The 21,434-nt window shown below is 56.6% G+C and carries 20 protein-coding genes; 3 read left to right on the forward strand and 17 right to left on the reverse strand.

The window, feature by feature from the left end; translation table 11 throughout:
• Nucleotides 1-290: 290 nt before the first annotated feature.
• The gene (locus EYQ49_00180; protein HIG24294.1) at nt 291-1,037 is read left to right on the forward strand and encodes a pyrimidine reductase family protein; all 747 of its coding nucleotides are present in this window, start codon (nt 291-293) and stop codon (nt 1,035-1,037) included.
• A gap of 27 nt (nt 1,038-1,064) precedes the next feature.
• Here EYQ49_00180 and EYQ49_00185 read toward each other — a convergent pair whose 3' ends face one another.
• Entirely contained in the window at nt 1,065-1,460 is a 396-nt protein-coding gene (locus tag EYQ49_00185) for a LysM peptidoglycan-binding domain-containing protein (protein ID HIG24295.1), read from the reverse strand.
• 158 nt (nt 1,461-1,618) lie between these two features.
• Here EYQ49_00185 and lexA point away from each other — a divergent pair, with 158 nt between their 5' ends.
• Nucleotides 1,619-2,248, forward strand: coding sequence for a transcriptional repressor LexA (gene lexA, locus EYQ49_00190; GenBank protein ID HIG24296.1), 630 nt, complete (start codon nt 1,619-1,621; stop codon nt 2,246-2,248).
• Here the strand turns inward: lexA and EYQ49_00195 are convergent.
• The 8 genes from EYQ49_00195 to recA form a co-directional block, all read right to left on the reverse strand.
• Nucleotides 2,245-3,303, reverse strand: coding sequence for a succinyl-diaminopimelate desuccinylase (locus EYQ49_00195; protein ID HIG24297.1), 1,059 nt, complete (start codon nt 3,301-3,303; stop codon nt 2,245-2,247). The two genes, lexA and EYQ49_00195, sit on opposite strands and share 4 nt — an antisense overlap.
• A gap of 4 nt (nt 3,304-3,307) precedes the next feature.
• Nucleotides 3,308-4,129, reverse strand: coding sequence for a 2,3,4,5-tetrahydropyridine-2,6-dicarboxylate N-succinyltransferase (locus EYQ49_00200; GenBank protein ID HIG24298.1), 822 nt, complete (start codon nt 4,127-4,129; stop codon nt 3,308-3,310).
• A gap of 45 nt (nt 4,130-4,174) precedes the next feature.
• Nucleotides 4,175-5,296: an aminotransferase class I/II-fold pyridoxal phosphate-dependent enzyme gene (locus EYQ49_00205; GenBank protein ID HIG24299.1), complete on the reverse strand. Its 1,122-nt coding sequence runs from the start codon at nt 5,294-5,296 to the stop codon at nt 4,175-4,177.
• Nucleotides 5,293-6,666 carry a GTPase HflX gene (gene hflX / locus EYQ49_00210; GenBank protein ID HIG24300.1) on the reverse strand — a complete coding sequence of 458 codons (1,374 nt, stop codon included), beginning with the start codon at nt 6,664-6,666 and terminating at the stop codon, nt 5,293-5,295. Before hflX ends, EYQ49_00205 begins: the two co-directional genes overlap by 4 nt.
• Nucleotides 6,659-7,456 carry a diaminopimelate epimerase gene (gene dapF, locus EYQ49_00215; GenBank protein ID HIG24301.1) on the reverse strand — a complete coding sequence of 266 codons (798 nt, stop codon included), beginning with the start codon at nt 7,454-7,456 and terminating at the stop codon, nt 6,659-6,661. The genes hflX and dapF overlap by 8 nt, the downstream gene beginning before the upstream one ends.
• A gap of 42 nt (nt 7,457-7,498) precedes the next feature.
• Nucleotides 7,499-8,419 (reverse strand): tRNA (adenosine(37)-N6)-dimethylallyltransferase MiaA, encoded by a 921-nt coding sequence (gene miaA / locus EYQ49_00220; protein ID HIG24302.1) that lies wholly within the window; start codon nt 8,417-8,419, stop codon nt 7,499-7,501.
• Between the two features lie 2 nt (nt 8,420-8,421).
• The gene (locus tag EYQ49_00225) at nt 8,422-9,846 is read right to left on the reverse strand and encodes a MiaB/RimO family radical SAM methylthiotransferase (protein HIG24303.1); all 1,425 of its coding nucleotides are present in this window, start codon (nt 9,844-9,846) and stop codon (nt 8,422-8,424) included.
• A gap of 142 nt (nt 9,847-9,988) precedes the next feature.
• A complete protein-coding gene (gene recA, locus EYQ49_00230; protein ID HIG24304.1) occupies nt 9,989-11,110 on the reverse strand; it encodes a recombinase RecA in 1,122 nt (373 codons plus the stop codon).
• Nucleotides 11,111-11,298: 188 nt separating this feature from the next.
• On the opposite strand from recA, the gene msrB reads away from it, so the two are divergent.
• Complete coding sequence (gene msrB, locus EYQ49_00235) at nt 11,299-11,706, forward strand: peptide-methionine (R)-S-oxide reductase MsrB (GenBank protein HIG24305.1); 408 nt, start codon at nt 11,299-11,301, stop codon at nt 11,704-11,706.
• Nucleotides 11,707-11,716: 10 nt separating this feature from the next.
• Here msrB and EYQ49_00240 read toward each other — a convergent pair whose 3' ends face one another.
• The 8 genes from EYQ49_00240 to EYQ49_00275 all read right to left on the reverse strand — a co-directional run bounded on the left by EYQ49_00240 (nt 11,717) and on the right by EYQ49_00275 (nt 21,432).
• Nucleotides 11,717-12,955 carry a competence/damage-inducible protein A gene (locus tag EYQ49_00240; GenBank protein ID HIG24306.1) on the reverse strand — a complete coding sequence of 413 codons (1,239 nt, stop codon included), beginning with the start codon at nt 12,953-12,955 and terminating at the stop codon, nt 11,717-11,719.
• A gap of 6 nt (nt 12,956-12,961) precedes the next feature.
• Complete coding sequence (gene pgsA, locus EYQ49_00245; protein HIG24307.1) at nt 12,962-13,534, reverse strand: CDP-diacylglycerol--glycerol-3-phosphate 3-phosphatidyltransferase; 573 nt, start codon at nt 13,532-13,534, stop codon at nt 12,962-12,964.
• Nucleotides 13,531-14,775 carry a 30S ribosomal protein S12 methylthiotransferase RimO gene (rimO, locus tag EYQ49_00250; GenBank protein ID HIG24308.1) on the reverse strand — a complete coding sequence of 415 codons (1,245 nt, stop codon included), beginning with the start codon at nt 14,773-14,775 and terminating at the stop codon, nt 13,531-13,533. The genes pgsA and rimO overlap by 4 nt, the downstream gene beginning before the upstream one ends.
• Before the next feature lie 40 nt (nt 14,776-14,815).
• A complete protein-coding gene (locus EYQ49_00255; GenBank protein ID HIG24309.1) occupies nt 14,816-15,766 on the reverse strand; it encodes a sodium:calcium antiporter in 951 nt (316 codons plus the stop codon).
• 12 nt (nt 15,767-15,778) lie between these two features.
• Complete coding sequence (locus EYQ49_00260; protein HIG24310.1) at nt 15,779-18,163, reverse strand: DNA translocase FtsK; 2,385 nt, start codon at nt 18,161-18,163, stop codon at nt 15,779-15,781.
• A 63-nt stretch (nt 18,164-18,226) separates the two neighbouring features.
• On the reverse strand, nt 18,227-19,882 hold the full coding sequence (locus EYQ49_00265; GenBank protein HIG24311.1) for a ribonuclease J: 1,656 nt from the start codon (nt 19,880-19,882) through the stop codon (nt 18,227-18,229).
• Between the two features lie 5 nt (nt 19,883-19,887).
• Nucleotides 19,888-20,775 (reverse strand): 4-hydroxy-tetrahydrodipicolinate synthase, encoded by an 888-nt coding sequence (locus EYQ49_00270; GenBank protein ID HIG24312.1) that lies wholly within the window; start codon nt 20,773-20,775, stop codon nt 19,888-19,890.
• A gap of 21 nt (nt 20,776-20,796) precedes the next feature.
• Nucleotides 20,797-21,432 (reverse strand): transcriptional regulator, encoded by a 636-nt coding sequence (locus tag EYQ49_00275; GenBank protein ID HIG24313.1) that lies wholly within the window; start codon nt 21,430-21,432, stop codon nt 20,797-20,799.
• Nucleotides 21,433-21,434: the final 2 nt, after the last annotated feature.

Raw genomic sequence — 21,434 nt, forward strand, 5'->3', positions numbered from 1 at the left:
AGAGGGGATCTTCACCTTAGAGCCAATACCCCTACTTGTCGGCCATACCAAAAAAGATGCGGTCGGCGACGGGAGACCCAGGTCAAAGACTGTTCTTAAGGCTCCTTTAAGGGCCCCCATCCGAGCCTTAACATCAGCTCGGTTCGAAGAACCCGCCGATGCGTCATGCCGGAATCTCCCGTCGCTGATCGCTACCCCTACAGTACGGAACTTCCCCTGTGGATTGAAAGAGGTAAATCTTGTGGAAATCGGAGAAGTTCTCCACAGCCTTAACAAGATACGGTTTAGGCATGCGACAGCTCCTTCCGCCCGGCGAAGACCAAAACCCGCTTGACGTCTACGACCAACCCCGCCCAACCCCCAATAACCGGCCCTGGGTAATGGCCAACATGATTTCTTCTTTGGATGGGGCAATTAGTGTGCGCGGCACCTCGGGTGGTTTGGGGAACCCTGCGGATCAAAAAGTTTTGGGCATCTTGCGCTCGCTGGCCGACATCATTTTGGTGGGCGCCGGCACGGTGCGTGCCGAGGGGTACCGACCACCTCGCACCCCGCACCCCGAAGCAGCCCAACGGCGAGTAGCCCGCCATCAAGCGCCCCGAGCCCGTTTGGCCGTGGTGACCGGCCGTGGCGACCTGGACTCGCAGGCCGCGCTTTTTGCCGACCACCCACCTGAAGACCCGTTGCCGCTTATTTTTACCACGAGCCATGGGGCGGCCGCTCTGGGTGAATCTTTTGTTGGGCGGGCAGAGGTAGTGGCTTTGGCTGGCCCACGGGTTGACCCAGATTTGGTCATGGAAGACTTGCACCAACGAGGGGCCGGCATTGTTTTGAGCGAAGGAGGACCCTCGCTTAACCATCAGTTGGTGGCCGCTGGGTTGGTTGATGAACTTTGCTTGACCGTGGCCCCGTTGCTGGTTGGCGGCGAGGGGCCGGGCCTTATCAACGGGCCGATACTGGAAAGCTTGGAAGAGTTTGAACTGGCGGGATTGACCACCGAAGCCGGTTTGCTGTTCTGTCGTTACCTTTCGGCCTGAGCGTTCAGCAAACAAACGAACCCTTTCTTACCAGCCGGAAGGAAGCACCAAGCGCTGCCCCGGGAGCAACAAAGAACCCCCGTTAACTGCTTCAAGGTGATCTACCATAAAACGGATGTCTCGCCCGGGAGGAGAAATTCGTTCAGCGATCGCCCACAGCGTGTCCCCCGGTTGCACCACATAAACCACTGGTTCCGCAGCAGCACCGGCGGGCGTTGACCCAGGGACACCGGTTACTCGACCCAACAGCTCGCCGCCCATCATTGACACGGCAAACACCGTGACGGCCAATAAGACAGAAACCATCAACCGGCGGCGGCGATACACCTCGGGAGAAAGAGACAGCCCAGAGGCCACCAGCGGGGAAGAAGGAAGGTGAGTAATAGCGGTCATGGCGTACATCCTTTCAGAGGGGTGTGACATTCTCGCGAGGACCCCAAAGCCAAAAAGGCCTTTTTTTCAAGAGGGTCCTTGACATGGAACGCTTGTTCGGCGAACATATGTGCGGAGAACAGGCGTTCGGTCATAGGCTATACCTTACCGAACATATGTTCGTTGTCAACCCCTAAAGGAAAAACCCTATGAATACAGACCTAACAGACCGTCAAAAACAGATTTTGGAGTTCATTGACTCCCAAACACGCCAAAAAGGCTTCCCGCCGACCGTACGTGAAATTGGTGCCGCCGTGGGTTTGACCTCCCCCTCAACGGTCCATGCCCATCTTTCTACGCTGCAAGAGAAAAGTTATTTACAACGTGACCCCAGCCGGCCACGAGCTTTAAAAGTTTGCCGCGACCCCTACAGCGGTGCCCCCATGGCCGAAGGCACCGTGCAACATGTGCCCCTAGTGGGTGACGTGGCGGCCGGCACCGACGTGCTGGCCCACGAAAATATCGAAGAATCCATCGCCCTCCCCTCAGAGTTCACCGGCGACGGCGAACTCTTTATGCTGCGAGTACGCGGAGAATCCATGATCGAAGCCGGGATATTCGACGGCGACTTCGTGGTGGTCAACGTCCAAAAAACCGCCAACAACGGCGACCTGGTGGTGGCCGGTATTCCCGGCGATGAATCCACCATCAAACATTTTCGTTTAGAAGGCGACCAGGTGGTGCTTATTCCGTCAAACCCAGCCTTTGAAGAAATGCGGTACCCCGCTCACCAAGTAAACATCTTTGGCCGAGTCGTTACGGTCATGCGCAAGGTTTAAACCCCTTGAGTAAGCAGATCCACCAAAGCGGCAAAGGTCGCTTCTAACGGTGCTCGCTCCACCCGCTCATCTGCGGTGTGAGCCAGCGTGGCATCCCCCGGGCCAAAATTAACCGCCGGCACCCCGTGGCCAGAAAAAAAAGCCACATCAGTCCACCCCAATTTGGCTTCAACGGGCAAATCGTTGCGATCAATCAACGTACTGAGCAAAGGATGATTTAACCCGGGGGCGGCGGCCGGCGAATGATCCACCAACCTCACCTGGTCACCGTCTTCTAAAAACGGGGCCAGCACCGAATGCACATGCGCTTCGGCTTGTTCGCCCGTTCGGTCAGGGGCATAGCGATGATTAATCAACAAAGTCACCGCATCGGGCACCACGTTGCCGGCCACCCCACCCGAAATATTTACCACCTGCAAAGCCTCTCGATAAGTGCAGCCATCCACTACAGGTTCCCGGTGCTGATAACCGGCCACTGCGTCCAACAACGGCCCGGCCCGATGAATAGCATTACGCCCCATCCACGGGCGAGCAGAATGCGACCGCACGCCAGCCAGCGTTACTTCAAGACGCATGGTGCCCTGGCAGCCCGCCTCAATAATTCCGTCGGTGGGTTCGCCCAAGATCGCTACATCGCCCGCCAACAACTCGGGGGCCTCCGAGAAAAGTTGACGCAAACCGTTGTGTTCGCTGGCCACTTCTTCGCAGGCATAAAACACGTAGGTGACATCTACCGTTGGTTCGGTCAAGGTGCGGGCCAGTTCCAACATGACCGCCAACCCGCTTTTCATATCGGTGCTTCCCAAACCCCACAAAGTGTCGCCCTCTCGGCGCGACCCCTGCTGGCCCGGCACGGTGTCGGTGTGGCCGGCCAAAATCAAACGATGCTGGTGCCCCAACGTGGTGCGGGCCACCAAGTTGTCCCCCACCCGGTCAACGGTAAGACCGTCAATGGCACGAAGCTCAGCTTCCAAAAAAGCCACCAAAGCCTCTTCGTCGAAACTAACCGAAGGGATGTCCACCAGCTGCGCGGTAAGCGCTAAAAGATCAGCCATCTGCTCAGGTGCTCACGCCATGGCTACGCAGCACATCGTTAAGAGCCGACTTGTTGTGGCGCTCCCCCTCGGTGAGGCGTTTAATGACCAACACGCAAGGCAGACCGAAGGTGCCGCCAGAAAACTCTCGTGACCGAGTGGACTGCACCGCCACACACCACGGCGGGATTTCCCCCCGGCTAATTTCTTCGCCGGTTTCGGCATCAATAACCGGGATAGAAGCGGTAAGCACCGCCCCTGCACCCAGCACCACACCCTCGCCCACTCGGGCGCCTTCGGCAACAATGCACCGGCTACCAATTAAACACTCGTCGCCAATAACTACCGGCACTGCATTGGCGGGCTCTAACACCCCACCGATACCTACCCCGCCAGAAAGGTGCACGTTGCGGCCAATTTGAGCGCACGACCCTACGGTGGCCCAGGTATCGACCATAGTGTTTTCACCCACCCACGCCCCAATGTTGACAAAGCTGGGCATCATGATGACCCCCGGCGCCAAATAACTGCCCCAACGGGCCAGCGCCCCAGGAACCACTCGTACTCCCTGGGCCTCAAAATTAGACTTAAGAGGAATTTTGTCGGCGTACTCAAAAGGCGGCGTCTCAATGGTGGACATCTGCGCCTGTTTAAACAACAACAAGATGGCGTATTTGAGCCACTGGTTGACCACCACCCCATCAGGTCCTGGCTCGGCTACCCGAGCGCCACCGGAATCCAGCAACCCCACGGCCTCATGGATAATCGCATTGGCATCGGCGTCCTGAGCCTCCAACGTTTCTCGATTAGCCCAGAGTTCTTCTATTTGTGCTTGGAGTTCTGCCATGGGCAGAGACTACTCCCCGGCCCCGCCGCCACGGGTTCAATTTGTTTAACTTAAGGCCGAGGCCCGCTGGGCCACCAAAGCTAAGCGCTCATCGGTGGCCACCGCAGCCAAGCGAACATAGCCCGCTCCACGCTCCCCGTAGATTTCACCCAAGGTGGCGACCACTCCGAGTTCTTGAGCCAACCGGCTAATTAGCCCCGCGGCGTCTCCTTGCGGGGCTGCCACCCATAAATAAAACGATCCCCCCGGCAAGCAAGCCTCCACGCCCATCTGCCCCAACACCTCAATCAACAAGTTCAAACGGTTCAAATAACGCTGATGCTGCACCGCCACGTGGTCTTGGTCGCCCAAAGCCACCACGGCCGCCGCTTGAGCAGGGCCCGGAACCATTAACCCCTGGTGACGGCGGGTCTCTCGCAAATAACTCACCAGGTCTTGATCACCGGCGTAAAACCCAAAACGCAAACCCGCCAAATTGGAGCGCTTAGATAACGAATGCACCGCCACCACCCCTTGATGGCCATAATGCAAAATTGAACGAGCAGGGCCATTCCAAGTGAACTCCACGTAGCACTCGTCGCTAAACACCGGCACCCCGTTGCTGCGGCCCCATTCGGCAACTTCTTCAAGATCGTCAAGGCCGCCAGCCGGATTACCCGGGGTATTTACCCACAAAGCCAGTGCCCGTTGGGCATCTTGCGGGTCAATGCTCGAAACATCTAGCCGCCACTGATCGTCCATAGCCACCGGCACGGCACGACACCCGGCTAGCGCTGCCCCCATGGCGTACGAAGGGTAAGCCACTTCGGGGTACAAAATAGTGTCCCGCGAAGGGTCACGGAGTTTCAACAGATGAGGCAACCCCGCCACTAACTCTTTGGTACCGATGCAGGTACCTATTTCGGCTGGGGTTACGGAAACATTTAGCCGGCTATCCAACCAAGAGACAATGGCGTTTTCAATAATGCGTCGGCCAGCCAACGTGGGGTAAGGCCGGGCCGGGTCTGGGTCGGCCAGCACCGCAGCGATGAGGTCCGGTACGGGGTCTACCGGCGTACCGATAGACAAATCTACGGCCCCACCGGGCAACAGTTCTGCCTGTTGACGTAAAGCGCTCTGCCCATCAAAGGGCATGGGGGGCGGCACAAATCCCGATGACTGGTTCATGAGTTTGTCTTGGCTTCTGGGTCAATGAACTCTTCTAATCGGCCTACCGAAGCTTCTTCAAAACGAGCCCGTATTAGCCAACCTTGGCTGCCACTGGTCTCGTTGACTACCTCGCCTTCCCGATGCACTTGAGCCAAGATGTCTCCACGGTCAAAAGGGATCAACAGATCAACGGTGCGGGTCAAACGCCGAAGGTGCGAACCCACTACTTCTAAGAGATCTTCAAGGCCTTCGCCGGTGGTGGCCGAACACACCACCGAACCCGGTTCGCGGGCCTTCAACTGTTGAGCAGCCACTGGGTCAAGGTCAGCCTTATTAAAGACGAAAACTTCCGGCACGGTGTCGGCACCAATTTCTTTTAACACCGTGCGCACGGCGTTAATGCTGCCGGAGGGGTCGGGGTCTGAGGCATCCACGAGATGCAACAAAAGGTCCGCATCGATCACCACATCAAGCGTTGAGGTGAAGGCTTCCACCAGTTGATGGGGAAGTTTGCGCACAAAACCCACCGTGTCGGTCAAAAACACGGCCTCGCCACCGGCCAAGGCAAGACGCCGGGTGGTGGCGTCCAAGGTGGCAAACAAGCGGTCCTCTACCAACACCCCGGCATCGGTGAGCGCATTCAACAAGGTGGATTTTCCGGCGTTGGTGTAACCCACGATGGCCACCGCACGGTTGCTGGTTCGTTTGCGAGACTTCGATTGGGTGGCCCGGTTTTTGCGCAACTGTTTTAAGTTGCCTTCCAATTTAGTGATACGACGCATAAGCCGTCGACGGTCTACCTCGAGTTGCGTTTCACCCGGGCCACGGGTGCCGATACCGCCCGCTTGCTGAGAAAAAGTACGCCCCGAACGACGCAATCGCGGCAACCGGTAACGCAACTGAGCAAGTTCGACTTGCGCTTTACCTTCCGGGCTCGAAGCGTTCTGCGCAAAAATATCCAAGATGACCGCTGTGCGATCCAGGGCACTGCGTTTCAATATTTTTTCTAAATTACCTTGTTGAGCCGGAGACAACTCGTTATCAAAAACCACGGTGTCGGCGTCCAGAGACTCAGATATTTGACGAATCTCTTCGGCTTTACCGCTGCCCACATAGGTTGCTCGGTCGGGCGATAAACGGTTTTGCTGTACCCGAGCCACCGGGTCGGCCCCCGCCGTGTCAACCAGTCGAGCCAGTTCATCTAAAGACGCTTCGGCTTCTTCAATGTTGTCGCCCGGCAAAGTTACCGAAGCCAACACAATGCGCTCACGAAAAGCCCGGTCAATAAAACCGCTGCTTTCGCCACCGAACTCGCCAAACGCCCCCCGGTGGTCGCCTTCGAACGCTTCATCAAGTTCTTCGGTTTCTTCTGCTGGCTGGTCACCCATCAGTTACCTCAAAAGTTGTTTCAAAAGTAGACCGGCAACGGTAGGTCGGTTCGCCTTCTACAGTGATGTTGGCCACCCCGCCAGGCATAGACACCGCTACCTCGCCGCCCACCAGTCCCCAACGGTGCGCCACCAAAGCAGTGGCAGTGGCCCCGGTGCCACAGGCCTCGGTCAGCCCTACACCACGCTCCCAGGGGCGCATGGTCAGAGCGTTAGCGTCTTGGGCTTGCACGATGTGCACGTTGCAACCGGTGGGCATAAAGAAGGCCTCTACGGCGGGGCCCACCTGCGCAAGATCAACCGAATCTATGTTGTCGACTTCGATCACCAAATGCGGATTGCCTAAATCTATGGAATCCATACGGCCTCCACCGAGGCCCGCGAGGTCAAGGTTTAACCCCGCAAAATCCGGGCCCTTTTGAGGCTTACCCATACCCACGGTGGCCATTACCTGATCTTGGTTCGCGGCGCCATCTACCTTTATGGAGCGCGGCCCGGCTGTGGTGTCAACTTCAAGAGAAAGGTCATCAACGGAAAGCTTTTTCGCCAAAGCATGACCAAAGCACGCCAAACCGTTTCCGCTTACTTCGGCCCGACCGCCATCGGCATTAAATAACGAAAACATGTATTGGTTTTGGGTACCGGGGGTACCGAACACCAGGCCGTCGGCTCCCCACGGGCTGGAGCGATCACAAAAGCGGCGCGCCAAGGCGGGCGCCTGACTGGGGATCGTTTCGGCAAAGGCAATCAAGAAGTCGTTGCCTAACCCGTGGTAGCGGCTGATCTGCATAGTTAACAGTCTGGCCTCTGGGCGAGCCTCTGGGGTGGTTGATTAATGATTTGCCAACTCGTCAAAACGCAAGAGCACTTTTTCCAGCACTTCTTGCGAACTTTCTTGCACATCAAGCCATTCGATTCTTGGGTCGCGGCGAAACCAGCGTTCTTGACGGCGAGCAAAGCGGCGGGTATCACGCACCGCTTCGGCCACCGCATCTTCGAGCGTGCAGAGGCCATCAAGGTGTGCCGCAAGCTGGCCATAGCCCAACGCTCGCTTAGCGGTTCGAGAAGGCTCCAAAGCCATGACCTCAGCCACTTCGTCGAGAAAACCTTCATCGAGCTGCTTTTGATAGCGCTCGGCAATGCGCCGGTCTACTAACTCTCGGCTAAGCCTCAGCCCAACCTGGGTAAAGGGGGTCGGCGGGTAAGCATCTATGCCGGGGCCAAAGGCAGAAAAAGGCCGTCCAGCCCCCACCGTGACCTCCAAGGCCCGCAATATCCGGCGCCGGTTAGAGGGCTCCATACGGCCGGCCGCCAGCGGGTCAAGGGTCAACAAGCGTTGATACAACACCTCGATGTCGCTTTCGGTTTCTAACTCGGCTCGTGTTTCAGGAAACTGCCCCGGGATGTCGAGGTCGTCGACCACTGAGCGAACGTGCAGGCCGGTGCCGCCCACCAACACTGCTCGCTTACCCCGTGTTTCTATATCAGCAATGGCCTGTTGGGCAGCCCTTTGAAATTGCGACACCGTGAACTCCTCTGTGGGAGCCGCTAAATCGATCAAATGGTGCGGCACCGCCGCTTGTTCCTCTGCTGTTGGAGTAGCGGTGCCAATATTCATGTGCCGATAAAGCGCCATGGAATCCATGGAAACCAACTCAACGTTTGGGCGCAGTTGAGCCAAAGCAAAAGCTAACGAAGACTTCCCCGAAGCAGTGGTACCCAGAATTACTAAATGGCCGTTGGCAACAACCATGATTAAGCAGCGGCCACCGGAATACGACGGCGGTGGCGAGGGTCGGCGGTTACTTCTTTCAACTCGCCTATTAAGTAAAAGTTGCCCGCATCAATAATCTCAACGTCGGCATAAGCACCCACCCGCAAGCCAGGGGCCGCCGGCAAGTTAACCATCTTGTTTTGACGGGTACGTCCCGTTACTTGATTCGGTTCACGCTTAGCCGGGCCTCCGATGATCACCGACTCCACCCGGCCCACCCGGGCCGCATGGGTAAGGGCCGACGATCGACTCAAGACCGTTCGCAACCGTTCGTAACGGTCCACGCTCACCGCATGGTCAACAAACTGGTCGGTCATTTCTGCCGCCTCGGTACCCGGTCGAGGCGAAAAAATATAGGTGTAGGCAGCGTCAAAACCGACTTCGGCTATTAGCGCCAAGGTTTCTACAAAATCGTCTTCAGTTTCGCCTGGGAAACCCACAATCAAGTCGGTGCTAACGGCCAAGTCTTCAATGGTGGCCCGGGCTTCGTTTAGCCGTTCTAAATAACGTTCAGCGGTGTAACCGCGATGCATGGCCGCCAACACCCGGTCGCTCCCCGACTGCAAAGGCAAGTGCAGGTGTTCGCAGACCTCGGGCACTTCGGCCATGGCGGCAATGGTCTCCGGGCGTAAATCTTTGGGATGAGGACTGACAAAGCGCACCCGTTCGATGCCCTCAACTTGGCCGGCGGCCCGTAAGAGATCAGCAAACAACGGGCGCGGGCGGCGGGTCTGATCTTGAGCCCATAGTTGGCCTGCTTCAGTTTGGTCGGTGTCGCTCGGAGCCTCGGGCCGTAAACGTAAAGTGAGGTCACGGCCATAAGAGTTTACGTTTTGCCCCAACAAGGTTATTTCGGTTACCCCGTCGCCAGATAGGTCTTCCATCTCAGACACCAGTTGACCAAAGGGACGACTGATCTCTGGGCCCCGCACCGAAGGGACGATGCAAAAAGCACAGGAATTGTCGCAACCTATTTGCAAAGTCACCCAAGCACTGTGGTCTTCGTCGCGCCGGGTGGGTAAGGCCGACGGAAATAACTCAGCATCGCCACGCACTACTTCTTCAAGAATCTCTATGACCGAACCATTTTGCCGTGCTTCATCTAAGAGTTCGACCGCTCGATGAACATTGTGGGTACCAAAAACCACGTCTACGTGGCCGGCCCGTTGTTGGATTAAATCTCGGTCTTTTTGCGCCAAACAGCCGCCTACCGCTACTTGCACGTGGGGACGTTTTTCTTTGAGCACCTTGAGGTTGCCCAGCGCTCCGTAGAGCTTGTTGTCGGCGTTTTCACGGATGCAACAGGTGTTGAGCACAATAATGTCGGCCTCGTCTTCAGAGACCGCCCGGGTAAGCCCATCGGCTTCGAGCAAACCAGCGATGCGTTCGCTGTCGTGTTCGTTCATCTGACACCCGTAGGTACGCACGGAGTAAGTGCGTGGTGCAGGAAGTTCAGGGGTTTCGCTCACCCCACTAGGTTATGGGGCGCTCACCCAGCGGCCACCACGTTGGCCTAACCGCTCTCACGGTTAGGCCAACCGGCCAGCGTTAGTCCTGAATAGCGATGGGCACATCGTCAGCAGCGGTGAACTCATCGGTTGCCGCTCCATCCTCTGCTTCCATAACCGGTTCTTCTTCTTCAACTTCAGGAGTCACCTCACGCCACACCCGGTCAGTGATTTCCATCATCACCTCAGGGTTATCAAAGAGGAACTTCTTAGCGTTTTCTCGACCCTGGCCAAGTTGCTCGCCTTCGTAGGTGTACCAAGCACCAGACTTCTTGACGATGTCGAGGTCGACCCCAAGGTCAATAACCGAACCTTCTCGGCTAATACCCTGGCCGTACATGATGTCGAACTCGGCTTGCTTAAAGGGCGGAGCTACCTTGTTCTTTACCACCTTGACTCGGGTGCGGTTACCCACAATGTCTAAGCCATCTTTCAATGCTTCGATGCGGCGGATGTCTAGGCGAACCGAAGCGTAAAACTTCAGCGCACGTCCGCCTGGGGTGGTCTCTGGCGAACCGAACATGACACCAATTTTTTCACGCAACTGGTTGATGAAAATACAAATGGTGTTGGACTTGTTTAGGTTGGCGGCCAACTTGCGCAAAGCCTGCGACATCAAACGAGCTTGGAGGCCTACGTGGGTGTCGCCCATGTCGCCTTCAATCTCTGCCCGAGGAGTCAAAGCAGCCACCGAGTCAACAACAATCACATCTAACGCACCGGAACGAACCAGCATGTCAACAATTTCTAATGCCTGTTCACCAGTGTCGGGTTGCGAGATAAGCAAGGAGTCAACGTCGACCCCGATGGCTGCCGCATAGACCGGGTCCATGGCGTGTTCTGCATCGATGTAGGCACAGACGCCACCGTTGCGTTGGGCCTCGGCCACCACGTGGGTGGCGAGGGTGGTTTTACCTGAACCTTCTGGGCCAAAGATTTCTACCACACGGCCCCGAGGCAACCCACCGACACCCAAAGCCAGGTCGAGGGCCAAAGCGCCAGTGGGGACGGTCTCGATAGCCATGGAGGCTTTATCACCCATCTTCATGACGGCACCGGTACCGAACTGCTTTTCAATCTGACTCAACGCCAGGTCAAGAGCTTTACTTCGACCTACGGCATCTGCGCCGATTTCTGGAACTGTCTTAAGTGGTTTGTTCATTTTCTTTGCCATGATTAACTCCGTTATTTTTGTAGAGGGGTAAGAGAAGTTGTTACGTAGAGAAACTTAGTAGAGGGGTGTGACAATGTGCCCTTGCGAATAACAACAGCGTAATTGCGAACAGGTGTTCGTTGCAAGCATTTCGCCAAATTCTTTTCTTTACTCCTTAAAACAGGTAGGTTTTGGTCATGAACGAAATCCCAAAATCTCAAGAAACTGACCAACAACTGCGCTCACGGCTAACCAGCCAACAATATGACTGCACCCAAGAGGCGGGCACCGAAGCTCCCTTCACCGGCATTTATTGGGACGAAAACCGGGCTGGCACCTACCGTTGCATCGTGTGCGATGAGGCCCTCTTTGCCAGCGCCACCAAGTTTGACGCCGGGTGCGGATGGCCCAGTTTTGACGCCCCGCTCAGCCCCGACATCATCGACACATCCGAAGACCGCAGCACCGGATACCTGCGCACCGAAACCCTGTGCCACAACTGCGGCGCCCACCTGGGCCACGTATTCCCCGACGGCCCCACTCCCACCGGCGACCGCTTCTGCATCAACTCGGCTTCCATTCGTCTCGAAACCAACGACGAATAAAATCTAACCCTTAACCCCGGTCGATTAAACGGCGGCGCAGCATGTTGAGCGCCGAAATAACCGTAAGTTGCCTGGTCATGGTGCGGCCATACGGAAAACGCACTTCCACCGCATCGGTCACCCCATCAACGCTGGTGGCTATCCACACCACACCCGGCTCCACACCCTCTTGAGGCTCTGGGCCTGCCACCCCGGTAACCGCCACCGACACATTTGCCCCCGTCACTCGGCACACCCCGGCCGCCATAGCCCGCACCGCCGCCTCACTAACCACCGGCCCCTCGGGCACCCCCAATAAATCATGTTTCACGCTATTGGCATACGACACCACCGAACCCACAAAAGCTCGGCTGGCTCCCGGCACCTCGGTCAGGCGCGCCCCAATCATGCCGCCGGTCATGGACTCCGCCGTGGCCATGGTTAAACCCTGAGCCACCAAAAGGTCCAGCACCACCGACTCCATATTTTGCTCATCCACCCCAAAAACCACCGACCCGATAATGGCTCGCACCCGAACTTCTTCCTCGGCCAACATGGCCAAAGCGTCCTCCTCGGTGTCGCCCTTAGCGGTGATGCGCACCTTCAACCCCTCCATACCGCTGGCCAAAAAAGCCAACGTAGGGCCGCCCGTCGCATCGAGGCGCTCAATTTCTTCGGCCAGCAACTCGGCCAAACCCGACTCTGACTCACCCCAAGTACGCAACACCCGAGACCGGATAACCGACGTAGAACCCGAACGCAAAATCAAATCAGGTAACACCGTGCCGTTCACCATGTCACGCATTTCGCTGGGCACCCCCGGCACGGCATAAATAACCTTGTCGCCTACCGGGCACACCAACCCCGGAGCGGTCCCCGGCATTTGCTCGATGGTCACCGCCCCCACCGGTACATCCGCCTGACGCAAATTGTTCTCCGGCATACGGCGGCCTCGACCAGCAAACTTTTGCTCAATCCGCTCCACCAAAAAATCTTGACGCTCCAACCCCACCCCCATCACCTCAGCAATTACCTCACGGGTGATGTCATCTTGAGTAGGGCCCAAACCTCCGGTAACGATCACCGCATCGGCTCGACCAAGCGCCTCAGAAACAGCATCATTGATGCGCTGAGCATTATCGCCCACCGCCGCATGGCGCAAACAATCAATACCCGCCAACGCCAGCTGCTCACCAATCCACGCCGAGTTGGTGTCCACGATTTGCCCCAGCAACAACTCCGTGCCCACCGCCACAATCTCGCAGCGCACCGTGACCTACTCCCCTGTGGTGTTGGTGGCTTTACGGCCATCGAGCAAATACTGCAGCCCCGTGACCACCGTCAACACCACCGCCGCCCACAAGGTGGCCTCCACCAGCCAATCAAAGTTTTCAAACAACGGAATAACCGCTACCAACAGCGCCAAACCCTGCACCGTAGTTTTTGCTTTAGCCGACTTGCGGGCCGGCACCGCCAACCCTTGACGAGCAAACCACAAACGATAAAAAGTAATCAGCACCTCTCGCACGGCCAACAAAATCACCGGCAACCAGGTGTAGCGACCTACCGCCACCAAACAAACCGCCGCCCCAATGACCGCCACCTTGTCGGCCAAGGGATCTAAAAAAGCCCCCCAACGGCTGACCTTGCCCGCCCGACGAGCCAACGAACCATCCATGTAATCAGTGAGCCCAAGAATAAAGCCCAACAAAAAAGCACCCCACGACACGCCGCGTCGATCCTGAGCTTCCAAAATAATGACAAACAACACCGGCGAAAGCGCCAACCGCGACAAGGTCACCAAATTTGGCGGGCTCACCACCGTGCCAAAATGTTTAAAAAGGTTCATGCTGTCTCCAAGTCGGGACCCAACGCACCAGTAACCGTAACCGTTGCCACCGCACCCACGGGGAGATCCTCGCTTATCTGCACGATCCCGTCAATTTCTGGCGCCTCACGCCAGGTGCGTCCCACCCCAGGTTCATCCACCAAAACCTCCACCGACTGGCCTATCAACGCATCTCGTCGCTGAGCCGTAATGGCATCTTGTACCTCAGAGAGTTCACGCAAACGCTCGGCCACCAAGCCCGCCTCAGGCGCTCCGTCAAGACCCGCAGCGTAAGTGCCTTCCTCTGGCGAATACGAGAAAAACCCGCACCAATCCAGTTGGGCCTCTTCGATGAAAGCCAACAAAGCATCTTGGTCTTCTTCGGTTTCGCCGGGATAACCCACAATAAAGTTTGAGCGAAACACCGCAGCCGGCTCACGCTGGCGAATAACCTTCATGCGCTGAGTGAACTTCTCGCCGCTCCCCCAACGCTTCATAGCCCGCAACAAAGGCGGCGACACATGCTGCAACGAGAGATCAAAATAAGGCACCCCGGTGGCACAAATAGTGTCAATCAACTCATCGCTAAGGTCCGACGGATAGAGATACAACAAACGCACCCGCTGCGCTACCGTAGACACCGCTTTAACCAACGGCACGATGGCCCGCTCCCCCACTCCTTGATCTCGGCCAAAAGCCGCCAGGTCTTGAGCCACCAACACCACCTCATGTACTTGCAAAGCCTGCGTTTCAGCCACAATGTCAGCAATGGTTCGACTGCGTTGCGGCCCCCGAAAACTCGGAATAGCGCAAAACCCGCAAGCCCGGTCACAACCCTCAGCGATTTTTACGTAAGCCCACGGGCGCTGCGAAGCCGGCCGAGGCAAGTTCAACAAGTCAAACGAAGGTAACGCCTGCTCTGCCGCTCGCTGGCCCAAAGTAACCGGCACCCCAAACCCCGCTACCCGATCCACCTCAGGCAAAGAGGTCGCCAAGTCATCGCCATAGCGTTCAGCCAAGCACCCGGTAACCACCAACTTGGCTCCGGTTCGCCGCAAATCATCAAGGGCCAACACCGTGTCAATGGACTCCTGACGGGCCTCTTCAATAAAAGCACAGGTATTCACCACAATCAGGTCCGCGTCCTCAGGGCGATCCGTGGGCTGCATCCCATCTTGGGTCAACAAGCCCACCAACTTGTCGGAATCCACCTCATTTTTTGGGCAACCCAAAGTCACCAAATGATAAGTAGAAGCAGTCATGACTCTTTAGGTTACGGCCCAACTGGCCTCGACCCCCGGATTACGTCAAAGCAGCGTTAAAGCCCAAGTAAGCCAGTACGCCCAAATAAGTCAGCACCAAAACTGCCCCCTCACGGCGACCCACCACCCGTCCCGTCGCCATCAACGCCAAAGCCAAAACCGCTACCGCCACCATGGCCAACACTCCTCTGGTTTGCATAAATACATCGCTGAGCGTTCCCGGCCCAGCCAAAAACAACCCAGCACCTACCGCCAGGCTGTTAAACAAGTTCGAGCCCAACAAGTTGCCCAAAATCAAACCCGTCTCATTGCGCCGAGCCGCAGCCCCCACGGTGACCAGTTCAGGCAAAGAAGTACCCAAAGCCACCATAGAAAACCCCACAAACCCACCCGAGAGGTTGAGTGTTTCAATCAGGTCCGTAGAAGCACCGACCACCACTTGGGCAGCCGCCATAGTGCCCAACAAACCGGCCCCGGCCCGCAACCAAGGGCTAATGGAACGCTTACTTTCCGGAATAGCCGGCGGCGGGGTTTCCTCAGCAGTGTGCAAACGCACCATCAACACCATGGACATTACAAACACCGCTAACAACACTAAGCCTTGCCCGTTGGTCATTTCGTTTTGCACCAAAGCAGCGAAAATGAGCACCCCACCCAATGACAAAAACCCTCGGGACAAGGTGCCGGTGGGCACGGTAATAGGGCGGATAAACGCCGCTACCCCCAAAACAAAAGTCAAGTTAGCCACGTTTGAGCCCACAATGTTGCCCAAACCGAGGTTAACTTCGCCTTGCCGAGCTGCCCAAGTGGACACCACAAACTCTGGGGCGCTGGTTCCGAAACCCAGAATTAACGCCCCCATAACCACGGTGGGCACATTCATTTGGTGCGCTAAGCGTGACGCCCCCAACACAAACTGGTCAGCCGCCAACGCCAACACCGCCAAACCCACCACCAAACCCACCACCAAAAAAATAACTGAGCCCCCCATTGCGTCGTAGCCTTACAGGCCCTGGGCCATCAGGTTTTCGAGCTCTTCTTCAGAAATCAGCACCTCTCGAGCCTTGGAACCCGTGGAAGGGCCCACCACCCCGGACTCTTCCATCAAATCCATCAAGCGGCCTGCCCGAGCGAACCCCACCCGCAACTTTCGCTGCAACATAGAGGTAGAACCCAACTGGGTAGCCACCACCAACACGCGGGCTTGGTCAAAAAGCTCATCGTCGCTGTTGCCACCCGAAGGCGGGCTCGCAGTGATGCTGTCAGTAATGGTGTCCCTACCCGACGAAGCGGCCCCGCCCCCAGCAGATTGTTTGCCGATTACTTCGGCCTCATCGTCACTCGGTGCATCGTCACCCAAAGCCTTGACCTGTTTAACCCAAACCGCCACCACCTGGCGTACCTCTTCTTCGTCAACCCAAGCCCCTTGAATACGTTGCGGCGTGCCCGAGCTGGGGCCCAGCAACAACATGTCGCCCTGGCCTACCAAACGCTCGGCACCCGGCTGATCCAAAATAACCCGACTATCGGCCAAGCTAGAAACAGCAAAAGCCAAACGAGCCGGGATGTTGGCTTTAATAACCCCAGTAATCACGTTGACCGACGGGCGCTGAGTCGCCACCACCAAGTGGATGCCCACCGCACGAGCCATTTGAGCCAGGCGGCAAATGGAATCTTCAACATCGCGAGCCGCCACCATCATGAGGTCAGCAAGTTCGTCAACCACCACCAAAATAAATGGCAGCCGCTGATAAACCACCGGTTCGTCATCGTCATCGGTCAAACCCAACGGGGCTTTCAAATCGCCCCGATCATAAGACGCGTTATAACCAGTTATGTCACGGAAACCCGTAGCCGACAACAAGCCGTAACGGCGTTCCATTTCTTTTACCGCCCAACTCAAAGCGTTGGCTGCTTTACGGGGATCGGTCACCGGAGCAGTCAGCAAATGCGGCACCCCTTCGTACTGACCCATCTCTACCCGCTTTGGATCAATAAGAATCATTCGCACCTGATCGGGGGTGGTGCGCATCAAAATTGAAGTCACCAGCGAGTTGATACACGAAGACTTTCCGGCCCCGGTGGCCCCAGCAATAAGCATGTGAGGCATGGTGGCTAGGTTCATCATGACCGACTGGCCCTTGATGTCTCGCCCAACCCCAACTTCTAAGGGATGGCGGGCTTTGGCTGCTTCGTTCGAGATCAAAATATCGCCGAGAGCCACGATCTCGCGGTCATCGTTCGGTACCTCAATACCGATGGCCTGCTGACCAGGAATAGGAGCCAAAATACGCACATCAGCAGTCGCCAAAGCGTAAGCAATATCTTTGTTCAGACTGGTAATACGGGCCACCTTGACCCCCTCACCCAACTGCAAGGCGTAGCGGGTTACCGTCGGGCCGACCGTCATGTCGGTAAGACGGGTTTCTACCCCATGGGCGGTCAATGCTTCTTGCAAACGGACACCGCGTGCTTCCACCGCTTTGGCATCTATGTCATGAACCACGCTTCGCGACAAGAGTTTGGTAGACGGCAAGCGCCAAGGGGAATCCGCCACCGCAGGGCCCAACTCAATGGTGAGTTGTTCGCCGCCCACTATGGGTGCCACCTTGCCTTTGCGTTTCTTAGCTTTCGGAGCGGGCTCTGGTTCAGGCTCGGGCGGAACGGGCCGCGGATCAGCCGATTCAGGCGAGTTGATGGTGGGCGTTGGTTCATCGGGGGCCGTAAAAATATCTTTAAAACCGTCGAGAATAACCCGCCCCATGGGGCGCAAAACCTTCATGACCCCCGAAGCCGCTTCGCGCACCGTGACCCCAGTAACAATAGCCACCCCCACAAAACCCAACGCCAATAAAATAGGAACCGCTCCCCAAGGGCTCACCGCAGCCTCTAACGACCCACCAGCCACCAGACCCAGCAAGCCACCCGCTTTACCTAACACAGCGCTGCCATCGTTTAAACCGGGGCGACCCTGGGTCATATGTAACAACCCGGTAACGCCAATAAGCGCCAGGCCAAGCCCGACCGGAATGCGTTTAGAGAGCTCGTCAACTTCGTGGCGTTCTTGAAACATGGCGAAACCCAGACCCACCATGGCTACCGGAAGCACCATTTTGGTCAACCCGATAGACCACCCCAGGCCGCTTTCTAGCCCCCGACCCACTACCCCAGCTTTGTCGAAATACAAAGAAAGTACGCCCAACAAACCCACCAAAATCAAGAACAAGCCCATCATCTCGTCGCCTCGGCCCCCAAAAGCGGCCTGCAACATGCGACGAGATAACGGGTTTCGGTTGGGCTGCGCAGCGATGCTGCTTTTGGTCGACCGAGACCCGGTTTTACCTGATTTTTTTGACCCCTCGGGGCGCGAAGATTTAGCGTTTACCACGGTTTAAAGGTACCACTAGCGTGTGACAACGGCGGGATGCCCACCGTTTATTGTCTAAAACGGTCAGCGTACTTCTACTACGGGCACCAGCGAAGGCCGCCGGCCGGTACGTTGCCCCACCAACTGGCCCGCTGCTCGACGGGCTTTGCGCCCCAACTTGTGGGCATCGCGTTCGCCGTCTTCAAGCGCCTCCGTAACCGCCGCCGCTACCTCTTGGGCTACTTCATGCGACCAATCGTCACGTTCCCCAGGCTCTACCCAACCTCGCGAAGTCACAAACGGCGGCTCAACCAGCACACCCTTCTCGCCATCGACCACCACGCGGATCAACACAAACCCTTGACCCGAAACAGCACGACGCTCCTCCACCAACTCGTCGCTTAAGGCCGTACCTCGTTCATCCATCATGATCCACTGATCAGACACCTGGCCGACTTTTTTAAGACCACCATCGCTTAGTCGCACCTGGTCGCCATCTACACAACGCAACACCCGATCCGGGTTCATGCCGAGCTCTAACGCCAACTCATGATGCGACACCAAATGGGCGTACTCCCCATGCACCGGAATAAACAAGTCAGCATCTACCGCCAGATGCAATTCCGCCAACTCTTCACGCTTGCCATGGCCACTGGTATGCACATTGAGTTGCCCGCTATGCACCAACCGGGCACCCCGCCGAGCCAGGTCGTTTTGCAAACGCGAAACCGCGGCCTCGTTGCCAGGAATAGGGTGCGAAGAAAACACCACGGTGTCCTGGTCAGTAATTTTTAAATAACGATGCCGCCCCTCAGCCATTAACGCCAACGCAGCCCGCGGCTCCCCCTGCGAACCAGTGCACACCACACAAGTAGTCGCCGGGTCGAGATCATCAAGGTCTTCTGCCGTAGCGATCATTTTGTCCGACACCCGCAACAAGCCCAACTCACGAGCCAAAGTGACATTGCGCACCATCGACGCCCCCATCACCACCAAAGTGCGGCCCGTTTCTTTAGCCGCATCAGCGATCTGTTGAACACGATGGATATGGCTCGAAAACGCCGCCACGATGATGCGCTTACCATGGTTATCGGCAAAAATTTGGTCCATTACCGGGCCGATTTCTGACTCGCTACCCGAAGCCCCCGCCGCCCCCGCATTAGTAGAATCAGCCAACAACAGACGAATGCCCGGATCGGCAGAAAGCTCCCGCAAGCGAGGCAAATCAGTCAACCGGCCATCTACCGGAGTGGGGTCCAACTTAAAATCGCTGGAATGCACAATAAGACCCTGGTCGGTAGTGAACACGGTCATCAAACCACTCGGGGTTGAATGCGTCACGGGCAGAAACTCGCAATCAAAGGGTCCGACCTTGTGGTGTTCATGGTCCTTGATTTCAATCATTTTGGTGCCAGTAATGTTGGCAAACTTAAGCTTGCCTTTAATCATGCCCAGGGTGAACTTCGAACCATAAATCGGCACATCCATATCTCGCAAAAGATACGGAAGACCCCCAATATGGTCTTCGTGCGCATGGGTAACGATGCAGCCGTCAATGCGGTCGGCCCGTTCAATAAGCCAAGAAAAATCTGGCAACACCGCATCAACACCCGGCAAGTCGTCGGGAAACAACTGGCCACAATCCAAAATGACTATGCGCCCATTGCTTTCTAAAGCAGCGCAGTTGCGGCCAATTTGTCCTAAGCCACCTAAAAAGGTGATCGTTACCTCGTTGGTCATTAAAACTACGGTCTTCCGAGGCCGGCCAAAATGGTTCGCGCTTTATCGGCCAACCAATCAGGCTCGGGACCCATTGGCAAACGGCAATCCCCGCCCGGCAAACCCAATACTTTCAACATGGCTTTGCTGGGAATGGGGTTCGGGGTCAAGTCACCCGATTCAAAATCATACGACGGGATCATCCGCTGATTGGTGGCCCGAGCCGTAGCCATATCTCCAGAGAAAAACGCATCCATCATGACGACCATCTCGGGAGTAGCCCAATGCGACGCCACGCTTACCGTACCTACCGCACCAACGGCCAGCAGGGACAACGTCAAACAATCCTCGCCGCTATACACCTCAAAGCCCTCGGGGGCCGCTGCTATTAAACGCGCCGTGCTGGCCACATCGCCAGCCGCATCTTTAACCGCCACAATGTTTTCTACCTCATCAGCCAACTGCAAAATAGTGTCAGCGTCCAACGCACGACCGGTACGAGCCGGGATGTCATAAAGCATGATGGGCAATTCGGTACTGGCTGCCACCTCTGCAAAGTGAGCCATCAAACCTGCTTGCGAAGGGCGATTGTAATAAGGCGTCACGCTCAAAATGGCTTGAGCACCAGCATCTACACACCGCTGCGTGTTAGCGATAGCCGACCGAGTGTCGTTACTGCCCGCACCGGCAATAATCGGCACGTCAACAGCATCTACTACCGCTTCGACCAGTTCAATTTGTTCATCCTGAGTAATAGTGGGCGACTCACCGGTAGTGCCGGCCAACACCAACGCCTCGTTGCCCTGTTCAACCAGCCACTTGGCCAACGAACGAGCACCCTCAACGTCTAGCGAGCCATCAGCAGCAAACGGGGTGATCATGGCGGTAATGACCCGACCAAATTTTGGTTTCATAAAATTCTTCCTTCTTGGACGTTAGCCAGCAGATTCATTGGCTCGTTCAATACCAAGCGTAGCCAACAGGTTCTCATGAAGTTCGAACCACACCGTGTGATAAGACTCGATCATGGGTTTAGTGAACCAATCGTGGTCACCGTTACGTACCTTGGTCAGCGCTTCGCTAAACCGGTTTCCGTAGTCGCCAAAACGTTCAAAGGCTTCAGCCAAGGCAGCACAAACCGGTTGCACCATCGCATCGGCTTCGCCCAGGCGTTCAATGACTGCCGCATCGTGAGCCACATCGGCATGATCATTGACTACTTGTTCACCGTCTACCGTGCGCAACTGCCAGTCGGTACAAAGCGCCAAAAAGCCTTGGTTCACCGCTAAAAAACTTTGATAAGCAGTCGCCACCTGGTCCCTATTTCCTGCTGTTTTGAGTTCCGCCGACACCATGGCCTGGCCCCGGGCTCGCCCCTGCGGGGTAAGCATCCAACCCGACATTTTCCCCTCACGGTGGCGCACCTCTTCGGACTCCTTAAAAGCCTGTAAAAACCCCAGCACCTCAGGCTCAAGTAGCCCCGTGACCTCAACAATGGCCGGGGTGTCCACGAAGCCTTTTACCCGTAGGGCATGGATCACACAAAGTTCAGCTTCACTAGAAAACGCCATAG

It is taken from the genome of Acidimicrobiia bacterium (assembly GCA_012959995.1).
In the GTDB taxonomy this organism is placed as follows: Bacteria; Actinomycetota; Acidimicrobiia; order Acidimicrobiales; family MedAcidi-G1; genus MedAcidi-G2B.

What these genes read in the sequence shown, in the direction of transcription:
- recA (HIG24304.1), bottom strand. Translation starts at nt 11,110, where the DNA reads ATGAACAAACCACTTAAGACAGTTCCAGAAATCGGCGCAGATGCCGTA.
- dapF (HIG24301.1), bottom strand. Translation starts at nt 7,456, where the DNA reads ATGCAGATCAGCCGCTACCACGGGTTAGGCAACGACTTCTTGATTGCC.
- EYQ49_00180 (HIG24294.1), top strand. Translation starts at nt 291, where the DNA reads ATGCGACAGCTCCTTCCGCCCGGCGAAGACCAAAACCCGCTTGACGTC.
- EYQ49_00195 (HIG24297.1), bottom strand. Translation starts at nt 3,303, where the DNA reads ATGGCTGATCTTTTAGCGCTTACCGCGCAGCTGGTGGACATCCCTTCG.
- msrB (HIG24305.1), top strand. Translation starts at nt 11,299, where the DNA reads ATGAACGAAATCCCAAAATCTCAAGAAACTGACCAACAACTGCGCTCA.
- rimO (HIG24308.1), bottom strand. Translation starts at nt 14,775, where the DNA reads ATGACTGCTTCTACTTATCATTTGGTGACTTTGGGTTGCCCAAAAAAT.
- EYQ49_00200 (HIG24298.1), bottom strand. Translation starts at nt 4,129, where the DNA reads ATGGCAGAACTCCAAGCACAAATAGAAGAACTCTGGGCTAATCGAGAA.
- lexA (HIG24296.1), top strand. Translation starts at nt 1,619, where the DNA reads ATGAATACAGACCTAACAGACCGTCAAAAACAGATTTTGGAGTTCATT.
- EYQ49_00275 (HIG24313.1), bottom strand. Translation starts at nt 21,432, where the DNA reads ATGGCGTTTTCTAGTGAAGCTGAACTTTGTGTGATCCATGCCCTACGG.
- miaA (HIG24302.1), bottom strand. Translation starts at nt 8,419, where the DNA reads ATGGTTGTTGCCAACGGCCATTTAGTAATTCTGGGTACCACTGCTTCG.
- EYQ49_00265 (HIG24311.1), bottom strand. Translation starts at nt 19,882, where the DNA reads ATGACCAACGAGGTAACGATCACCTTTTTAGGTGGCTTAGGACAAATT.
- EYQ49_00205 (HIG24299.1), bottom strand. Translation starts at nt 5,296, where the DNA reads ATGAACCAGTCATCGGGATTTGTGCCGCCCCCCATGCCCTTTGATGGG.
- EYQ49_00225 (HIG24303.1), bottom strand. Translation starts at nt 9,846, where the DNA reads ATGAACGAACACGACAGCGAACGCATCGCTGGTTTGCTCGAAGCCGAT.
- hflX (HIG24300.1), bottom strand. Translation starts at nt 6,666, where the DNA reads ATGGGTGACCAGCCAGCAGAAGAAACCGAAGAACTTGATGAAGCGTTC.
- EYQ49_00270 (HIG24312.1), bottom strand. Translation starts at nt 20,775, where the DNA reads ATGAAACCAAAATTTGGTCGGGTCATTACCGCCATGATCACCCCGTTT.
- pgsA (HIG24307.1), bottom strand. Translation starts at nt 13,534, where the DNA reads ATGAACCTTTTTAAACATTTTGGCACGGTGGTGAGCCCGCCAAATTTG.
- EYQ49_00255 (HIG24309.1), bottom strand. Translation starts at nt 15,766, where the DNA reads ATGGGGGGCTCAGTTATTTTTTTGGTGGTGGGTTTGGTGGTGGGTTTG.
- EYQ49_00185 (HIG24295.1), bottom strand. Translation starts at nt 1,460, where the DNA reads ATGTCACACCCCTCTGAAAGGATGTACGCCATGACCGCTATTACTCAC.